The sequence below is a fragment of the Vibrio sp. S/42/10 genome, from assembly GCF_029890535.1.
GTDB classification, from domain to species: domain Bacteria; phylum Pseudomonadota; class Gammaproteobacteria; order Enterobacterales; family Vibrionaceae; genus Vibrio; species Vibrio cyclitrophicus.
The window spans coordinates 272,082-289,448 of the sequence record NZ_JAKMZC010000004.1; the positions used below are offsets into that span (position 1 = coordinate 272,082).

The window sequence follows — 17,367 nt, forward strand, 5'->3', positions numbered from 1 at the left end:
GATAAAAATCTATAGTTTGGATTATAAAAACTAATCCGAAATTGTTGCGATTTCAAGATGAAAATGCGGCGTTGGATTCCTTGAAATGTTTATGCTCTGGCTATGTTCAAGGTGTTAGATCAATAGCCACATAACCTATGAATATCTGAGTACATTATTTTGAGATCGCAGAAACAAAAGATCAAAAATGCGGCCTATTAACATTTATGTAAACTTTCGTTTTATATGTGTGCAATTTGTGCTGTAATCATCTGCTAAGCTATTCGTCAAACTTATTTACATTGTGCTCGTTAATTCATCTCAATGTGATAGTGACGGTTATGGAAGTCTTTTGGCTTAAATAAGGATATTAAATGCGCTCTCTATCGGTACAGTGGAAAATTACTCTGTTTGCAGGCTGCTGCTTAATCATTACTTCACTGTCTCTTATTGGTTTCTCGATCTATAACGCAACGAGTAATCAACAAGTCATCAAATCTCAAAGTTCAGAGTCGGTTATTAACAAAACCGAGCAGCTTTTGGCGTCGGTTTCTCAACTCAATGCTCAAGAAACACAACGTTATGTCGACGAAGCTATCTATCGCGCTGAGATGTTAGCTGCCAGTGCTCAGTTTTTAAAGAACAATGCTGACGAAAACTTTACGCCAAGTGAAGAGTTACGTACGGCATTAGATGAAATGGTGCGTCGTTCAGTTCTTAATTTTGACTCAATTCAAGGTGCATATTTAGTTTTCCAACCTGATTTACTTGATGGTGAAGATGCTAATTATGTCGATGCTGATTATGTTGGATCTAACGAAAAAGGTCGTTTTGCACCGTACTGGAAGGTAGCTGACAATGGTGAGAATGTTCTTTCGAACGTAATTTCAGAATCTATATTGAGTGATGGTAGCAATAGTGAACGCTTTTATTGCCCATTGTCATCGGGTCAAACATGTATCAGCACCCCAAGAGTGGTAAACAGTGGCGGTACAACGTTACTTACTTCTTCAATCTCAGTGCCTATTTTGGTTGATGAGGTTGCTATTGGTTTCTTAGGAATCGATTTAAGGCTTGATGGTTTGGTTAATGTGGTGACTCAATCTGATCAAAGCTTGTTTGAAGGTGCAGGCGCGGTTTACGTTGTGAGTCTAGATGGTTCCGTTATCGCTTCTGATGATCAAAGCATTGCTGTTGGTTCCAACTTCCAAAGTGAAAACACAAATGGAGACTTGATGACCGACTTTATATTCGGTGGTGAAGTGACGACTCAGTGGAGTGAGAATGGTGAGTGGTTACTCGCATTCGCGCCTGTTTTCGCAGCCAACCAAACTTGGGGTGTGTTGTTTGAAATCCCGCGTGAGAGTGTGGTCGCTGATGCGAGCAAATTGGATTCAATCATTAGTACTAAAGTAAGCGAAGGTATCCAAACGGAAGTCATTGCTGGCGTCATCTTTATTCTTTTTGGTTTAGCTATTATCGCATTTGCTTCATTGTCTATTGTTAAGCCTATCCGACAGGTAGTCGACAGGCTCAATGATATTGCTTCTGGTGAAGGTGATTTGACTCAGCGTTTAGAAGTGAAATCTCAAGACGAAATTGGTCAGTTATCGCAAGGGTTTAACCTGTTCTTAGACAAGCTTCAGCACACGATTAAAGAAGTGATTCAAACTACTGAGCAAGTCGCGAGTACGACAAGTCAAGCTAAGGCATCAGCATCGAGTACACGTGAAAGCAGTGAATCTCAATTTAAAGAAGTCGATCTAGTGGCAACAGCCGCAGAAGAGATGACTCAGACCGCTGGCTTAGTGGTACAAAATGCAGAAGTTGCAGTTGATGCTGCTTGTGAAGCGAATCGTTCTGCTCGACAAGGGCAACAAGTCATCGAACTCTCAGCTGGAGAAATGAGAAAGCTGGTGGAGCGTATGTCGAGTGCTGTTCCTATTGTTGAAGAGTTAGCTAAAAATAATGGTAACATCACCGAAATCTTAAGTGTTATTGAAGGGATCTCTGAGCAAACCAATTTATTAGCATTGAATGCGGCGATTGAAGCGGCGAGGGCGGGTGAGCAAGGACGAGGTTTTGCTGTTGTAGCTGATGAGGTAAGAAACTTAGCAAGTCGTACACAATCATCGGTTGGGGAAATTAGAACGGTGATCGACAAGGTTCATGCTGGAACTCAAGATGTTGTCGAAGCGATACAAGAAGGTAATATCTTAGCCAACGATACTGCGTTACATGTTCAAAATGCAGTTGAAGATCTTGGTTCGATTTTCACTTCAATTGAAGAGATCAGCGATATGAATAGCCAGATCGTGAGAGCAGCAGAAGAACAGCAATCTGTTTCAGGTGAAGTGAATCAAAGTGTGGTTAACATACGTGACTTAAGCGCGAAGATCTTGGATCAAGCCGCAGCTTCTGAGCAAGTGGGTAGTGAAATCGAGCAACTATCTCAACAGCAACAGAAATTGGTGAATCAGTTCAAGGTCTAGTAGTTCAAGGCCTAGATGGTCACGGTTTAGCTATTTTAGTTTAGTTAACGGTTGAATCGAAAAAGGGACAAATGAAGATTTCATTTGTCCCTTTTTGTTTTTCTAAGGTTATTAGGTTCTAGGGGGCGATGATATTCATCGAAACCGATTAACCAAGTTAGTCTTCGATAAACCAGTAACCTTTGTTTACCAATTCAGTCACGACAGTAACACCTGAAGGAGTAAGGTTGGTTGCTGAGTTAATCACCGAGTCATCACACAGTACGTTTAGTAGCGATGAATCAGCCTGATTAACTTTAACGACTTCCCCATTGATGTAAGCCGTGTTGCTTTCATTCTCATGGTAGAGCGCCTTTAAGCCCGATACTCGACAGATCTCCCCTCCTGACTCTAAGTGTTGAGCGATCTCTTCTTCTGTCCATAAAGGCTCAGGAGCGACGATATCAAGCTGGTGGCGTGATTGGCTTAGCAAACATCCCATGAATTCGCTGATGGTTTCAGGTTGCTCTAGTGCAGATTTCAACATGTCAGTTAGATTGTTTAAATCCGATGAACGAACCTTGCCGTAATCATCTTGCGTTTTGAATTCTGGATCGTGAAGATGAACGTCACCCATATCATGAGCAAGTACAAAATCGGCGAAGTTGCTGATCAGCTCTTGTTCTTTAGGGGAGCGATAGCCAATAGAGTAGCTCATCGACGGCTCTAACGTGTTGCCTTCATGTGGGAAGCCCGGTGGGATATAGAGGATATCGCCTGGCTCTAAGGTTTCATCAATGATTGGCTCAAAGCCTTCTATTTGACGAAGTGCAGAAGCTTGGACGGTTTCTTTGTATTGGCCAACATCTTTCTCGCCAACCTTCCACTGACGTTTACCTTGGCCTTGAATGATGAATACGTCGTATTGATCAATATGTGGGCCTACGCCGCCTTCTGGTGCTGAGTAGCAGATCATTAGATCGTCGAATAACCAGTTTGGTAAGGCTTGGAACGCTTCAGTCAGCTGATTTGCAACTTGGTGCCAGTGGTTCGCTGCTTGAACGATCAATTGCCAATGTGTTTCAGTCAGCTCGGCAAATTTCTCTTCTGAGAATGGACCATGTTCTGCAGTCCATTGGTTGTCGAGGTTAGAGACAAAGCGAGAATCAACTTCTTCTTCCATCGATAAACCAGCAAGTTCTTCCGGCGAAATTGGGTCGACGAAGTTTTGGAAGCCACCTTTTAAGATGGTTGGTTTTTTATGCCAGTAGTTTTCAAGAAATTCGGGCATAGAAAAGCTAAGTTGGTACATGTGAATCCTGTATGTTTTTATGCTAGATGCTAGATGCTAGATGCTAGATGCTAGATGCTAGATGCTAGATGCTAGTTTGGCTTGTAAATCTTGTTGGACAATATTAATTGCTTCTAACGCCACTTTTGGGTCGATTTCGTTGCTTTCGAGCAGATAGATCAGGTCGACAGCTAACTTAACTTCTTCTGGCGCATTATCCAGTGGTGATGATGTGTTATCAGTGTTCATTTCGCTTAGGGTTCTCTAAGTTAATCAGTCTCTCAATATTTTTCATTGAGTCTTCACAGCGTTCTAATCGTTCTTTTGCTAATTGCCAAGCCTCGTCCGCTTTTTTCTTACTATGGCGAGGCGCAGAATCAAACGCTAATTTTCGTACTCGTACTAAATCGACCAGTCGCTTTTGCCAATCTTGATGCTGAGCGAGTTCATTATATAAGTCGTTAAGGTTTTTTCCTGACTTACTTTTTCGATCTAACCTTAAATCATGGTTGTCAAGCTCTCTTTGGATTGCCGCTATCTGATTGGTTAACTTTTCTGTGAGGTAATTCGCTCTTGATGCTGTGAGCTGGTTTGTCGCTTGTTCGCGCAATACGGTGTGATAAGTGGTTTGAGCTTCGAGCGCATAAGGAAGTAAAATAAATGCCCTAGACTTGAATAAAGTCCGGTCGAATAAGGCTTGGTGATAAGCACCTCGACTTTTGTCCACCTGAGAGCAATGACCTATTAAGGTATCGATGACGTTCTTAAGCTTTGAAAACTGGCTCATATTACTCCCATTAATTTATGCTATAAGCTAACAAACCAAGCCTCGTAAGCCAGTTTGATCGCAAGGACGCTGACAACCGTGACAAATACAGGTCGTATAAATGTAGCGCCAAACCGAATGGCAGAGTGAGCACCAACAAAGGCACCTGCCATTAAGCAAATCCCCATAGTTAAACCTAATACCCAGTCAATATGACCAAGAATGGCAAATGTCACTAATGAGGTGAAGTTACTAGTGAAATTCATCGCTTTGGATAAACCAGAAGCCAGTAAGATGTTGAGGCGGTACAATGCCATTGAGCTTACTGTCCAAAAGGCTCCCGTTCCTGGGCCTGCGACACCATCATAAAACCCCAGAATAAATCCTTGAAATTTTTGCTTTCTCTTAAGTACCGGGCACGGTTTAGGAGACACATCATGGCTCACGTCTGGAGTCTTGTGGAAAATGGTATAGACCGCCGCCGCTAAAATAATGAGCGGCAAAACTTTCTCCAGCCATTCAGTACTGATTGCATCAACAGTTAACGTGCCAATGGTCGCACCTATCAGCGTTGCTATGAATGCGTTGATCCAGCATTCGGGTTTAAATAACTTCTTACGATAATACGTAAAAGCCGCTGTCGATGAGGCAAACGTTGCGGCTAGCTTATTGGTACCAAGCGCAATATGTGGTGGCAGGCCTAGTGATAGTAAAGCGGGGACGGTTAACATCCCACCGCCACCTGCGACTGCATCAATAAAGCCGGCGGCGAAGGCAACCAAAGCAAGTACAACCAACATGGTTGGTTCAATCATTTCCATAAATAGCTATTGTTCTCGTTATGTGCTGATAGGGCAGCAGCATGGTAACCGTTGAGTTAGACATGCATAGTTGTTAATACGAAGGTCAGCAATGATAGAGTTAGAGCCATCAACACGATGGCGAAACTAGTATTCTATTGTTCTTTTAAAAGGCGGTAACGAGTCGAGTAATGATTTACCGTATCGTTTCGTTACTATGCGACGATCAAGGATCGTGACTTTACCAGAATCTCTTTCTTTACGCAGTAACCGCCCGACAGATTGAATAAGCTTTTTACTCGCTTCTGGAACCGTAATTTGCATAAATGGGTTACCGCCTCGTGATTCAATATATTCAGAGTGTGCTTGCTCTACAGGAGAGGTAGGCACACCAAAAGGAATCTTTGTAATGACGAGATTTTCAAGAAGCTCTCCAGGCAAATCAAGCCCTTCAGAAAAGCTGCCCGTTCCAAAAAGGACGCTTGTTTTGCCTTGTTCTATTAGCTTTTTATGTTTTTTTAGAATTTCAGTGCGTGAACTGTCACCCTGAACTTGTAAAGCCCATGACTTTTTAACGAAACCTGTTGCTAAAGCTTCTGCAACTTTGTTCATTTGCCAGTAAGAAGAGAATAAAACGAGATTGGCTTTGTTGTCTTCTATTACCTTAGGCAAAATTTCAATAAGATATTCGGTAAACTGAGGTGCTTGAGGTTCGTATTTCATTGCAGGGACGATCAGCTCTGCTTGGTTTTGATAATCAAATGGTGATGCCAAAGCAAGGAATTGAACACCATCTTCAGCTTTTTGACTGATACCTGCTTGGTGACAGAAAAAGTTAAAGGAGTTAAGTGCTCGCATTGTCGCAGAAACTAATACGGCTCCAACACAGCGGCTCCAAATCTGCTGGTCAAGTTGCCAACCAACCTCTAGCGGTGAAACGTTGACAACGAAATCGCCTTCGTTCTCTTTGTTTAACTCAAGCCAACGTGCTAGTGGTGCGCCTTTTTCTCGCTTAGGTTCCGCCATTAGGCGCCAGACTTGAGCTAGATTCTCTGTCCTTTGTATATAGAAGCCTATTTCAGCGAGCGCTGGCTCGGCTAGTTTTGCGGAAAGCTCTCCGTCTTTGACTCGCTCAGCAATGAGGTCAGCGATTTTTGCTACAGACTGGCTTGCCTTTTGAGTTAGCTGTTTGAGATCTTTCGACTCACTTTCTAACCATTCAGGCAAGTCACCATGCTCAAAGCGATACAAGCCGTCTTCAAAGTGGCTTGCGTCAAACTGTTTGCTCATTTGAGTCAGAGTAGGGATCAGTTGTTGTACGGAGTCCTGCAATTCATTTCTAAATCGGTGCACACGCTTTTCGTCCGCTAAACCAGAAAGCTTAGTGATCGATTGATTTAAACGCTCTAACCAAGAAGCCGCACCTTTGAAACTGGCAGCTGCAGAGGAGTGATCTCGAGCGACATGAGGTAAATGGTGTGCCTCGTCGAATATATAGATGCTGTTTTCTGGCTCTGGAAGAATAACTCCGCCACCTAGGTCAGCGTCGGCCATCACCAAACTGTGATTAGCGATAATCACATCTGCTTTATCTAGCTCTGAACGCGCTTTCTGGAAAGGGCAATCTCTGTGAGTTGGCATACTGTTGTTGCAGCTGTGCTTATCACTTACGATCATTTGCCAAATGATATTGTCGATTGGTTTCGGCCATGAATCACGATCGCCATCCCATTTGCCTTGAGCCAGACTACGATACATGGTTTGAAGTTGCTCGATATCCTTTTTCTTTGGTTTGGATTCGAACATAGCCATTTGTCCACCATCAACACCGCAAGCCGCTGCCAATTTCTCTGAGCAACAATAGCGTTGTCTGCCTTTCGCTAATATAAAAGAGAACTCTCTGTCGGTGAGTCTTCTATATAGAGGGAGATCTTTATTGACGAGCTGTTCTTGTAGCGCGACGGTTGCGGTCGAAATAATGATTTTCCGATTATTTAAAACCGCAACGGGAATAGTTGCCATTAAATAAGCCAGTGATTTACCGATTCCTGTTCCCGCCTCAGCAACAATCATGCGGCTGCTCTTGTGGTATTGACCACAAAGTGTCTTCGCTATCTCAGCTACAAGGTAATTTTGTGCACGGCGAGGTACAAAGTTGTCCAACTGATCTTGGAGGTTTTGATAACTGGTGCGAATAGAATTTTGAATTTTAGTAGTTAGCATACTGTGACCTACGTAACGGAGCGAGGATAGTAGCACATATCACTAGCCGGTACATTTACGGCAAAATAGCTTGCTTTTGAATCAAAGGTAGATCTCGTTCACAAAAAAAAACTGAACCATCAGGAACTTAACGATTTTATTTATCTTGTGAAATATTAATATTAAAAAATACCAGTACACAGGTGTTAAGCTCTGTCGTTTGGCTTTTCTATGGTTGTATTTGGTTTTATATACTATTATTTTGTTTTTTATAGTTATTATGTTTTCTGGTAAAACTAAGGATAAGCCGCTCGTAAAATGATGAAAAAAAATGTAAGTGCTTGATTTTAAATTGTTTGTGTTTTTTTTAGGTCTATTTTTAGTTTATTTGACACGCAGGATAATCTTTTGCAATCTAGACCTCGAAATTTAGTGACAGTGATTAGCCAACAAAGAGTGGTAATCACTAGTCATAAAAATAATAGGGAACCGGGCAAGGATCTCCCATTCTTAGAAAAGGCAGTGGATTTATTATGAAAAAGACTCTATTAGCGCTAGCACTAGCAGGTATCTCAACTTCTACACTAGCAGCAAGCATTTACGATGATGGTACAACAGCTTTTAACATTAAAGGTGAAATCGATACTTACCTAAGTACTGCTGAATCAACAACAACAACTGGTGGTGCAGCTACAAAAACTGAAACCGACCTAGACGTAGATCTATGGGCAAAAATTCAGATTGATGCAACGCACAAGTTGAACGATAGCGTATCTGCATTCGGCTCTTTCGAAATCCAAAACGGTAACGGCTTTGATGGTTGGAAAGGCATTGTAAACGACGATAACTCAATGCAAACTGATGACCTTTACTTCGGTTTAAACATTGGTGAAAACTTCGGTATTGCTGCAGGCGAAATCGGTGATTTTGGTGATTCTCTAGATGCAATCACGATTGACAAAACAAACGAAGGTCTAGGTTACATGGATGACTTCGTTAATTCTCTTGAAAGTGCTGGTCACGCTGTTTCATTGAAGTACACAAACGGTGGTCTTAAGCTAATTGCTGATACCTACCTATCTTCAAATGAAAACGAAGATGCAGCATACGGTGTGTCTGCAGAATACGCGTTGAACGAAATGTTCACTTTTGGCGCATCTTACCAAGATCAAGGTAACCGTGGCCTTGGTACAGACCACAGCATAATGGGTGTTGCAGCTCGCTTGAGCCTTGGCGATTTTAGTGCGGCAGCAAACTACGTTACAGAAGATATCACTGGTGCGTCTGATCTTGATACAGTTTCTATTGCTCTAGACTACCAAATCGAAAAAGTACGAGCTTACACTTCTATCGGTGCTACTGACGGTGATGCAGACCAAGAAATTAACTATTTCACAGTGGGTGCTGACTACTCAGTGTCTAGCAACATCTTAGCATTCGTTGAATATACTGATGCCGAAGCTGTAGTTGACAACGACAACAAAGTTGAAGGTGACGGTTTTGTTGCTGGTGTATACTACACATTCTAATAACTTGATATCAAGTTGAATGTAAACAAAGGTCGCATTTATGCGGCCTTTTTGATTATATGGGAAGCTGTCAGTGTTATACCCAACTGAGCTTAAATCTCTGGCTAGTAAGCTATATTTTTATGCATGATATTAGCGAGACCTCGAGGTTATTTGGGGATAAGACTTAATGATAAAAAAGGGTTAAATCATGAAACGTACTATTTGGACTCCGATTTTAATGGCGCTTTCCGCGTTGAGTGTCCCGAATGCATATGCAAACACCAAAACGTCGACAGAGCTAGATGCGGCTCAAGGAGTTGAAGTGTTATTTATCAATAGTCAAAAACAGGTGGATGAACCGTTTATACTTACCACGGGATCGAATCAAATCGTGTTACGCATGGATACGATGTTGGGGCGAGGTGAGCAGCGTGGTAACTTCACTTCAGCGCCTTATATTCTTACCTTGGATGTTAATGGTGGTGAACTGGAAATCGAAGGTCCGAAACTGAGCGATGTACTTCAAGCAAGAAAGGTGTTTGAAGGTGATATGATTGACTGGAATGTGAGCCTCAATGGCAGCGATATAGATTATGACCAAATCAAAATGGTAGGGAAAAAAGGTATGCTCCCATATTCAAACCTTGACGAACAACTTATGATTTATAACGCTGCCAATGGTATAAGTTTTGCGGGTAATGTCATTGCACCTGTTACAGAAGCGAGTCTAGCAAACGGTATGCAACAAACCATTAAGCCGGCAGAACAAGATAGTCTAGCAATGCAAAAAGCGAAAATGTCGTATTTGAAATTGTCGCCAACTGAGCGGAAATCTCTTCGTAAATGGCTAGTTGACCAACAGTAATTACATTTAACTAACGTTGATAACTTTTTAGAAAGCCAGTAGCATTTGCCGCTGGCTTTGCATTCAAGCAGCTAAATCTCTTTCCACTCCCCAGGCTGAAGCTCACCCACGTTCATGTTGCCCATTGAATAGCGAATAAGTCGCAGGGTAGGGTAGCCAATATTCGCTGTCATTCGTCTTACCTGACGGTTACGCCCTTCAATGATAGTAATAGCTAGCCATGTTGTAGGAATCGCGGCTCTGAAGCGCACAGGGGGAGTTCTCTCCCAGACTACAGGCTCTTGCATGATTTCCACCTTGGCAGGCAATGTTATGCCGTCTTTTAGTTCAACACCTTTTCTCAATTTATCTAAATCTTCCTCAGAAGGTGCGCCTTCAACCTGTACCCAATAAGTTTTTGGTGATTTTGAGTTGGGCTGAGTCAATTTGGCTTGAAATATTCCATCATTGGTCAAGACCATTAACCCTTCACTGTCACGGTCAAGTCGTCCGGCTGCATAAACATCTTTAACAGGAATAAAATCCGCCAATGTTTTTCTACCTTCACCATCAGTAAACTGACTTAGCGTATCAAATGGCTTGTTGAACAGAATAATCTTGCGATCTTCGATAGCTATCTTAGGTTTTGTGTTCGTAGGTTTACCCTTGTAACGGTGTTTACTTGAATGAGGTTTCTTGTGCGAATTACCAGTGCTATTTTTATCACTGCGTCGGTTCTGCCTATTACCGCTTTGTTTTAATATTGCTTCAGAACGAGCTGGTTTGTCTGAGCGAGATGCGCTGCGTGAGCGAGTAGACATGTTAACTACCTTGCAAAAATGTAAACGAAGTGTGCTGAAAAGTTTTCACTGAAACGGAATTGAGCTATCATTTGCGCGCCTAAAAGACACAAAATAGAACAAGTTGATGGACTCTTAAGCCTGATTTGTTTAATTATACCTTCGTGTTTTATTATAACAACGCACTCACGGATTTGGTTCATGCTCTCATCAAGATTGCATGAAAAATAAGATAGAGTACGACTATCGAGTAAGCAGTTTTCACTCTTCGAGTCGCTTACTGGTCAATTTATAACATTCTCACCATTTTAGGTGAGCTTGTAAGAACTATAGGGAAATTTCATGCCTACTGAAAAACCAACTATCATCTATACCATTACAGACGAAGCTCCGGCGCTAGCAACTTACTCTTTGCTGCCAATCATTCAATCTTTTACAGCTTCTTCTGGTATTGACGTTGATACTCGCGACATTTCACTTGCAGGGCGTATTATTGCCAACTTCCCTGAGCATTTGAATGCAGAGCAACGTATTGGTGATGCACTAGCAGAACTAGGTGAATTGGCTAAAACACCAGAAGCAAACATCATTAAGCTTCCAAACGTATCAGCATCTGTACCTCAGCTCCAAGCTACGATCAAAGAACTTCAGTCAAAAGGTTATGCACTTCCTAATTACCCGGAAGAAGCAAAGACTGATGAAGAGAGAGCAATAAAAGCGACTTACGACAAGATCAAAGGTAGTGCGGTAAACCCGGTTCTACGTGAAGGTAATTCAGATCGTCGTGCGCCACTTTCAGTTAAAAACTACGCTAAGAAAAACCCACATTCAATGGGCGCTTGGTCATCAGATTCTAAGTCTCATGTTTCTAGTATGGAAGACAAAGACTTCTTCGGTAGTGAAAAATCAGTAACGATTGAAGGCGCGACTGAAGTTAGCATCGAATTTGTAGGTAAAGATGGCACTAAGAAAACATTGAAGCCAGCTTTTGCTCTGCAAGATAAAGAGATCATCGACGCTTCAGTGATGAATAAAGCAGCTTTGGTTGCCTTCTTCGAGAAAGAAATCGCATCAGCTAAAGAGCAAGGTGTTCTACTTTCTCTTCACATGAAAGCAACGATGATGAAAGTTTCTGACCCAGTGATTTTTGGCCACGCGGTTAAGGTTTACTACAAAGACGTGTTCGCTAAACACGGCCAATTGTTCGATGAACTCGGTGTTGATGTAAATAATGGCATCGGTGATGTATACGCGAAGATTGCAGCCCTTCCTCAAGAGCAGAAAGAAGTAATTGAAGCTGATCTACAAGCGGTCTACGAGACTCAGCCTCCACTAGCAATGGTTGATTCGGATCGTGGTATCACTAACCTACACGTACCAAGTGACATCATTGTTGATGCATCTATGCCTGCAATGCTGCGTTCTTCAGGTCAGATGTGGGATCCAGAAGGTAAGCAAAAAGACACCAAAGCAATGATCCCAGATCGTAGCTACGCGAGTATTTACCAAGCGGTTATTGATTTCTGTAAAGAAAATGGTGCTTTTGATCCGACGACAATGGGTAGCGTGCCAAACGTTGGCCTAATGGCTCAAAAAGCGGAAGAATACGGTTCTCACGATAAGACTTTTATTCTAGAAGCTGCTGGTCAGGTTCAAGTGGTTGACGCTTCTGGTTCTGTTCTTCTTGAGCAAGACGTAGAGGAAGGCGATATCTTCCGTATGTGCCAAGTAAAAGATGCTCCGATCCAAGATTGGGTTAAGCTAGCTGTTACTCGCGCACGTGCTTCAGGTGTTCCCGCTGTATTCTGGCTAGATGCGTCTAGAGCTCACGATGCGCAGCTTATCAAGAAAGTAGAAGCTTACCTTCCTGAGTACGATACAGAAGGCTTAGAAATTAAGATTTTGGCACCGCTAGAGGCAACTCAATACTCACTAGTTCGTATTAAAGAAGGCCTAGACACAATCTCTGTTACAGGTAACGTATTACGTGACTACCTCACTGATTTGTTCCCAATTCTAGAACTTGGTACGTCAGCTAAAATGCTATCGATTGTTCCATTAATGAACGGTGGTGGCTTATTTGAAACTGGCGCTGGTGGTTCAGCTCCTAAGCACGTTCAACAAGTAGAGAAAGAAAACCACCTGCGTTGGGATTCTCTAGGCGAATTCTTGGCATTGGCTGCATCTCTAGAGCACCTAAGCGTTGTTACAGGTAACGCTAAAGCACAAGTACTGGCGGATGCTCTTGATAAAGCGACGGGCGAATTCCTTGATAATAACAAGTCTCCTTCACGAAAAGTGGGTGAGCTTGATAACCGTGGTAGCCACTACTACCTAGCTGCATATTGGGCGAAAGCACTTGCAGAACAAACGGTTGATGCAGATTTAGCGGCAGAGTTTGCTACTGTTGCAAGCCAATTAGCTGAAAGCGAAGAGGCTATCGTTGCTGAGTTGAATAATGCACAAGGTGTCGCAGGCGATTTAGGCGGCTATTACCTGCTTGATGACGCACTCGTATCCAAGCTAATGCGCCCAAGTGCTACGTTAAATGCACTGATTGATGCATAACTATAGCACTGAGTGGTAAACACTGTTGTGGCTAGCTAGTTATTTGTCTTAGCTAAGCGATACATTTATAGCTTTGTTAAAACAAAGATTGAAGACGCTTTAACGATAACGTTAGAGCGTCTTTTTTACGGAAATAACATTGAGTTTATGGAGCGAAGATCGAAAAACCGCTCATTTAAAACTGAATAACAGTCAGTAAATGAGCGGTTTTAATGTTCTTGTTTACCGAGCGGCCCTAAACAGGACGAGTGGAGGTAAATATGATATCGGCAATCGCCTATTTAGCGACACTGCCTTCTACAGGAACAACAGAGCTAGCGTGCGAGCCTTTAGGTCCACTTTCTACTTCATAGTCGACCTGTTGACCTGCTTTCAAGGTTCGATAACCTTCCATCTGTATTGTGGAGTAGTGCGCGAAAATGTCGCCGTCTTCACCTTCTGGACAAATAAAACCAAACCCTTTGGCATTGTTAAACCATTTCACTGTACCTGTAGCCATGCTATACATCCCTCATGCATTTTGTTACTAACGTTGTTATATCAATTGTTGTAAGTCAGATTGATATCATTCCTACCAACTAAAGAATTTCAGTTGATAGCTTGAGTCTCATATATTGCTTACGGAAATTAACGCTACCTTGCGTAATTATTCCTTATTGTTAAATTTTAAATGGTGTTACCAAGTTGTATTGGAAATACCTTTTAGCACCAATGTAGCTAATGATTGGGCACAGTCAATAGGAAATTGGTATAAAATTGATCAATTTTAATAACAAATCACATTCGAGATTAACTGCAAACTATTAACTAAATAGTAACTTAACGGCGATCTTATCGTTAATATCAATAGTTATGGTGTCTTTTTAATCAATCACATATGTTAATCCTGTTAATCGAGATCTTTTATTTGCAGCGATGGAAATGGTGGATTAGGCTCAGTATAGAGGAATATTTTTTGGTACTGTTTCTTGGTGCAGTTTCTTAGTACACCGTAATGCGTGAATGTGATAAATTTGAGTTAACTCAACATTCACGACTTCCGAAAAATAACCCTTAGCAAAGCTAATATGAGCAGAAACTTTGAATGGGCATCTCCAGGCTCAGATCTACTGGAGAAAGAAAAAACTAAAGTAAAGCCACCGGCAATGTATAACGTTATATTGAATAACGATGACTACACGCCCATGGACTTTGTAATCGAGATCCTAGAGCGGTTTTTCTCACTAGATATCGAAAAAGCAACGGAAGTGATGCTCAAGGTTCATTATGAAGGTAAAGCTATATGCGGCACATACAGTGCTGAAATAGCCGAAACAAAGGTAGCGCAGGTAACGATGTACTCAAAGGAAAATGAGCATCCGCTACTATGTACAATGGAGCAAGTATAAATTGCTCGAACAACACTGTTGTTCCCTTAGGAGGTACTTATGCTAAATAAAGAATTAGAGACGAGTTTAAATGGCGCATTTGCTCGCGCGCGCGACAAGCGACATGAATTCATGACTGTCGAACACCTCCTACTAGCATTATTAGAAAATGATGCGGCCAAGGAAGCGCTCCAAGCTTGTCAGGCTGATCTCGATGCTCTTCGCAATGAGCTCGATATTTTTATCGATCAAACAACCCCACTTATCCCAGAAAGCGACGAAACTCGTGAAACACAGCCTACGCTGAGCTTCCAACGAGTGCTTCAGCGCGCTGTTTTCCATGTTCAATCTTCAGGTCGCAGTGAAGTGACAGGTGCAAATGTACTTGTGGCTATTTTCAGCGAGCAAGAATCTCACGCGGCATATCTACTTAAGAAGAACGACATTAGCCGTTTAGATATCGTTAACTTCATTTCTCATGGTATTACCAAGGCCAGTAACGAAGGCGATAGTTCATCACCTTCGGATTCATTTGGTGGTGCAGAGAGTGCTGAAGAAGCCAACTCTGAAGATCGCCTAGAAAATTTTGCGACTAATCTGAATGAAGTTGCGAAACAGGGCAACATTGATCCGCTTATCGGGCGAGATAAAGAGCTAGAACGTACTGTTCAAGTTCTGTGCCGTCGTCGTAAAAATAACCCTCTGTTAGTGGGAGAGGCTGGTGTGGGTAAGACCGCAATTGCTGAAGGCCTTGCATGGCGTATTGTTGAAGGACAAGTACCTGAAATAATCCAGAGTAGTGTGATCTATTCTTTAGATATAGGTTCGCTGCTAGCGGGTACTAAATATCGAGGTGACTTTGAGAAACGTTTCAAAGCGATTCTTAAGCAACTAGAGAAAGAAGAAGACGCGATTCTGTTCATCGATGAGATCCATACTATTATTGGTGCGGGTGCAGCATCGGGCGGTCAGGTTGATGCTGCAAACCTAATCAAGCCACTATTAAGTAGCGGTAAGTTACGTTGCATCGGCTCGACGACATACCAAGAGTACAGCAGTATTTTTGAGAAGGAGCGTGCTCTATCTCGTCGTTTCCAGAAAATTGATATTGTTGAACCATCACTAGATGACACAACTAAGATTCTGATTGGCTTGAAGCCAAAATATGAAGCTCACCACGAAGTACGTTATACCAATAAAGCGTTGCGTGCTGCTGTGGAATTGTCGGCCAAGTACATTAACGAACGTCACCTTCCAGATAAGGCGATTGACGTGATTGATGAAGCGGGCGCTCGTAGTCGTTTAGCTCCAGCCAGTCGTCGTAAGAAGACGGTAAGCGTTGCTGATATTGAGTCGATGGTAGCGAAAATGGCACGTATCCCTGAAAAATCAGTTTCATCTTCAGACAAAGATACGTTGCAGAAACTGGACGACCGCATGAAAATGTTGGTATTCGGACAAGATCCAGCTATCGATGTATTGAGTGAAGCGATTAAGCTAACTCGTGCTGGGCTTGGTGCAGACAATAAGCCGGTTGGTTCATTCTTGTTTGCTGGTCCTACTGGTGTGGGTAAAACCGAGGTCACGGTTCAGCTTTCTAAACTAATGGGTATTGAGCTGCTACGTTTTGATATGTCTGAATACGGTGAACGTCACTCAGTCAGCCGTTTGATCGGTGCTCCTCCAGGTTATGTAGGATACGACCAAGGTGGTTTACTCACTGATGCAGTAATTAAGAATCCACACTCTGTTGTGTTACTGGATGAGATCGAAAAAGCTCACCCAGATATCTTTAACTTGTTATTGCAAGTGATGGATAACGGTACGTTAACCGACAACAACGGTCGTAAGGCCGATTTCCGTAACGTGATCTTAGTGATGACGACCAACGCTGGTGTTGCTGAAACTGAGAAGAAATCGATAGGCCTGATCCAACAAGATCACGCACCTGATGCGATGGGCGAAATTAAGAAGGTGTTTACACCTGAGTTCCGTAACCGTCTTGATAATATTATTTGGTTCAACAGTCTAGATCCAAGTGTGATTAGCCAAGTTGTCGATAAGTTCATTGTTGAGCTTCAGGTTCAACTAGACGCTCGTGGCGTATCGTTAGAGGTTTCTGAGGACGCTCGCCATTGGTTAGCTGACAAAGGCTATGACAAGACCATGGGTGCTCGTCCCATGGGGCGCGTTATTCAAGACAAACTTAAGAAGCCACTAGCAAACGAATTATTGTTTGGTAGTTTAGTTGATGGCGGTACTGTGAAGGTATCTTTGAAGAAAGACGACCTAGACTTTGTTTATGTGGGTGCGAAAGAAGAGGTTATGCACTAACGAAGTGACGGATAACTCAAGGACTTAAATATATAGCGCATGACTTCGGTTGTGCGTTTTTTTATGCTTGCGAGATGCGAGATGCGAGATGCGAGATTGACGTTGCTGAATAATAAGAATGTCTAGGCGATAAAAAACGGAGCATTAAGCTCCGCTTCTTATCGTATTCGATAATTAAAAATTAACGAGCACGGAAGACGATGCGGCCTTTAGAAAGGTCGTATGGAGTCATCTCAACAGTTACTTTATCACCAGTAAGAATACGGATGTAGTTTTTACGCATTTTACCAGAGATGTGTGCTGTCACTACGTGACCGTTTTCAAGCTCAACACGGAACATTGTGTTTGGTAGAGTATCAAGGACAGTGCCTTGCATCTCGATTACGTCTTCTTTAGCCATCTAATCCTCTTTCGAAATTTGGCGGTTTTCAACG

The 17,367-nt window shown here is 42.4% G+C and carries 14 protein-coding genes; 6 read left to right on the top strand and 8 right to left on the bottom strand.

Features of this window, described 5'->3' with window-relative positions; all coding sequences use genetic code 11:
- Positions 1 to 353: 353 nt before the first annotated feature.
- Positions 354 to 2,471, top strand: coding sequence for a methyl-accepting chemotaxis protein (locus tag L8S15_RS07005; protein WP_016792573.1), 2,118 nt, complete (start codon positions 354 to 356; stop codon positions 2,469 to 2,471).
- Positions 2,472 to 2,628: 157 nt separating this feature from the next.
- On the opposite strand, the gene L8S15_RS07010 is transcribed toward L8S15_RS07005, so the two are convergent.
- From L8S15_RS07010 to dinG, 5 genes are all read right to left on the bottom strand, one after another.
- Positions 2,629 to 3,762 carry a cupin domain-containing protein gene (locus L8S15_RS07010; protein WP_146493083.1) on the bottom strand — a complete coding sequence of 378 codons (1,134 nt, stop codon included), beginning with the start codon at positions 3,760 to 3,762 and terminating at the stop codon, positions 2,629 to 2,631.
- A gap of 57 nt (positions 3,763 to 3,819) precedes the next feature.
- Entirely contained in the window at positions 3,820 to 3,990 is a 171-nt protein-coding gene (gene rsmS, locus L8S15_RS07015) for a pleiotropic regulatory protein RsmS (RefSeq protein WP_016768427.1), read from the bottom strand.
- Entirely contained in the window at positions 3,980 to 4,528 is a 549-nt protein-coding gene (locus L8S15_RS07020; protein ID WP_280572235.1) for a primosomal replication protein, read from the bottom strand. Before L8S15_RS07020 ends, rsmS begins: the two co-directional genes overlap by 11 nt.
- A 20-nt stretch (positions 4,529 to 4,548) precedes the next feature.
- Complete coding sequence (locus L8S15_RS07025) at positions 4,549 to 5,328, bottom strand: TSUP family transporter (RefSeq protein WP_010437397.1); 780 nt, start codon at positions 5,326 to 5,328, stop codon at positions 4,549 to 4,551.
- Positions 5,329 to 5,454: 126 nt separating this feature from the next.
- The gene (gene dinG / locus L8S15_RS07030) at positions 5,455 to 7,530 is read right to left on the bottom strand and encodes an ATP-dependent DNA helicase DinG (protein WP_146493084.1); all 2,076 of its coding nucleotides are present in this window, start codon (positions 7,528 to 7,530) and stop codon (positions 5,455 to 5,457) included.
- A gap of 512 nt (positions 7,531 to 8,042) precedes the next feature.
- Here dinG and L8S15_RS07035 point away from each other — a divergent pair.
- Together L8S15_RS07035 and L8S15_RS07040 are read left to right on the top strand one after the other, a co-directional pair.
- Positions 8,043 to 9,038: a porin gene (locus L8S15_RS07035; protein ID WP_016783832.1), complete on the top strand. Its 996-nt coding sequence runs from the start codon at positions 8,043 to 8,045 to the stop codon at positions 9,036 to 9,038.
- 190 nt (positions 9,039 to 9,228) lie between these two features.
- Positions 9,229 to 9,885, top strand: a complete 657-nt coding sequence (locus tag L8S15_RS07040) for a DUF2057 family protein (protein WP_016783833.1) — start codon at positions 9,229 to 9,231, stop codon at positions 9,883 to 9,885.
- Positions 9,886 to 9,956: 71 nt separating this feature from the next.
- On the opposite strand, the gene L8S15_RS07045 is transcribed toward L8S15_RS07040, so the two are convergent.
- The gene (locus L8S15_RS07045; RefSeq protein ID WP_146493085.1) at positions 9,957 to 10,685 is read right to left on the bottom strand and encodes a pseudouridine synthase; all 729 of its coding nucleotides are present in this window, start codon (positions 10,683 to 10,685) and stop codon (positions 9,957 to 9,959) included.
- Positions 10,686 to 11,006: 321 nt separating this feature from the next.
- Between L8S15_RS07045 and L8S15_RS07050 the strand changes: the two genes are divergently transcribed.
- Entirely contained in the window at positions 11,007 to 13,232 is a 2,226-nt protein-coding gene (locus L8S15_RS07050) for an NADP-dependent isocitrate dehydrogenase (RefSeq protein ID WP_102385380.1), read from the top strand.
- Positions 13,233 to 13,509: 277 nt separating this feature from the next.
- Here L8S15_RS07050 and cspD read toward each other — a convergent pair whose 3' ends face one another.
- Positions 13,510 to 13,731, bottom strand: coding sequence for a cold shock domain-containing protein CspD (cspD, locus tag L8S15_RS07055; protein ID WP_010437410.1), 222 nt, complete (start codon positions 13,729 to 13,731; stop codon positions 13,510 to 13,512).
- Positions 13,732 to 14,299: 568 nt separating this feature from the next.
- Here cspD and clpS point away from each other — a divergent pair.
- Together clpS and clpA are read left to right on the top strand one after the other, a co-directional pair.
- A complete protein-coding gene (clpS, locus tag L8S15_RS07060; protein ID WP_010437413.1) occupies positions 14,300 to 14,620 on the top strand; it encodes an ATP-dependent Clp protease adapter ClpS in 321 nt (106 codons plus the stop codon).
- A gap of 39 nt (positions 14,621 to 14,659) precedes the next feature.
- Positions 14,660 to 16,933, top strand: coding sequence for an ATP-dependent Clp protease ATP-binding subunit ClpA (gene clpA, locus L8S15_RS07065; protein WP_016768421.1), 2,274 nt, complete (start codon positions 14,660 to 14,662; stop codon positions 16,931 to 16,933).
- A 181-nt stretch (positions 16,934 to 17,114) separates the two neighbouring features.
- Here the strand turns inward: clpA and infA are convergent, their stop codons facing one another.
- Positions 17,115 to 17,333, bottom strand: a complete 219-nt coding sequence (gene infA, locus L8S15_RS07070; protein WP_001040192.1) for a translation initiation factor IF-1 — start codon at positions 17,331 to 17,333, stop codon at positions 17,115 to 17,117.
- Positions 17,334 to 17,367: the final 34 nt, after the last annotated feature.

What these genes read in the sequence shown, in the direction of transcription:
- rsmS (WP_016768427.1), bottom strand. Translation starts at nt 3,990, where the DNA reads ATGAACACTGATAACACATCATCACCACTGGATAATGCGCCAGAAGAA.
- infA (WP_001040192.1), bottom strand. Translation starts at nt 17,333, where the DNA reads ATGGCTAAAGAAGACGTAATCGAGATGCAAGGCACTGTCCTTGATACT.
- L8S15_RS07045 (WP_146493085.1), bottom strand. Translation starts at nt 10,685, where the DNA reads ATGTCTACTCGCTCACGCAGCGCATCTCGCTCAGACAAACCAGCTCGT.
- clpA (WP_016768421.1), top strand. Translation starts at nt 14,660, where the DNA reads ATGCTAAATAAAGAATTAGAGACGAGTTTAAATGGCGCATTTGCTCGC.
- dinG (WP_146493084.1), bottom strand. Translation starts at nt 7,530, where the DNA reads ATGCTAACTACTAAAATTCAAAATTCTATTCGCACCAGTTATCAAAAC.
- cspD (WP_010437410.1), bottom strand. Translation starts at nt 13,731, where the DNA reads ATGGCTACAGGTACAGTGAAATGGTTTAACAATGCCAAAGGGTTTGGT.
- L8S15_RS07040 (WP_016783833.1), top strand. Translation starts at nt 9,229, where the DNA reads ATGAAACGTACTATTTGGACTCCGATTTTAATGGCGCTTTCCGCGTTG.
- L8S15_RS07035 (WP_016783832.1), top strand. Translation starts at nt 8,043, where the DNA reads ATGAAAAAGACTCTATTAGCGCTAGCACTAGCAGGTATCTCAACTTCT.
- clpS (WP_010437413.1), top strand. Translation starts at nt 14,300, where the DNA reads ATGAGCAGAAACTTTGAATGGGCATCTCCAGGCTCAGATCTACTGGAG.
- L8S15_RS07010 (WP_146493083.1), bottom strand. Translation starts at nt 3,762, where the DNA reads ATGTACCAACTTAGCTTTTCTATGCCCGAATTTCTTGAAAACTACTGG.
- L8S15_RS07005 (WP_016792573.1), top strand. Translation starts at nt 354, where the DNA reads ATGCGCTCTCTATCGGTACAGTGGAAAATTACTCTGTTTGCAGGCTGC.
- L8S15_RS07025 (WP_010437397.1), bottom strand. Translation starts at nt 5,328, where the DNA reads ATGGAAATGATTGAACCAACCATGTTGGTTGTACTTGCTTTGGTTGCC.
- L8S15_RS07050 (WP_102385380.1), top strand. Translation starts at nt 11,007, where the DNA reads ATGCCTACTGAAAAACCAACTATCATCTATACCATTACAGACGAAGCT.
- L8S15_RS07020 (WP_280572235.1), bottom strand. Translation starts at nt 4,528, where the DNA reads ATGAGCCAGTTTTCAAAGCTTAAGAACGTCATCGATACCTTAATAGGT.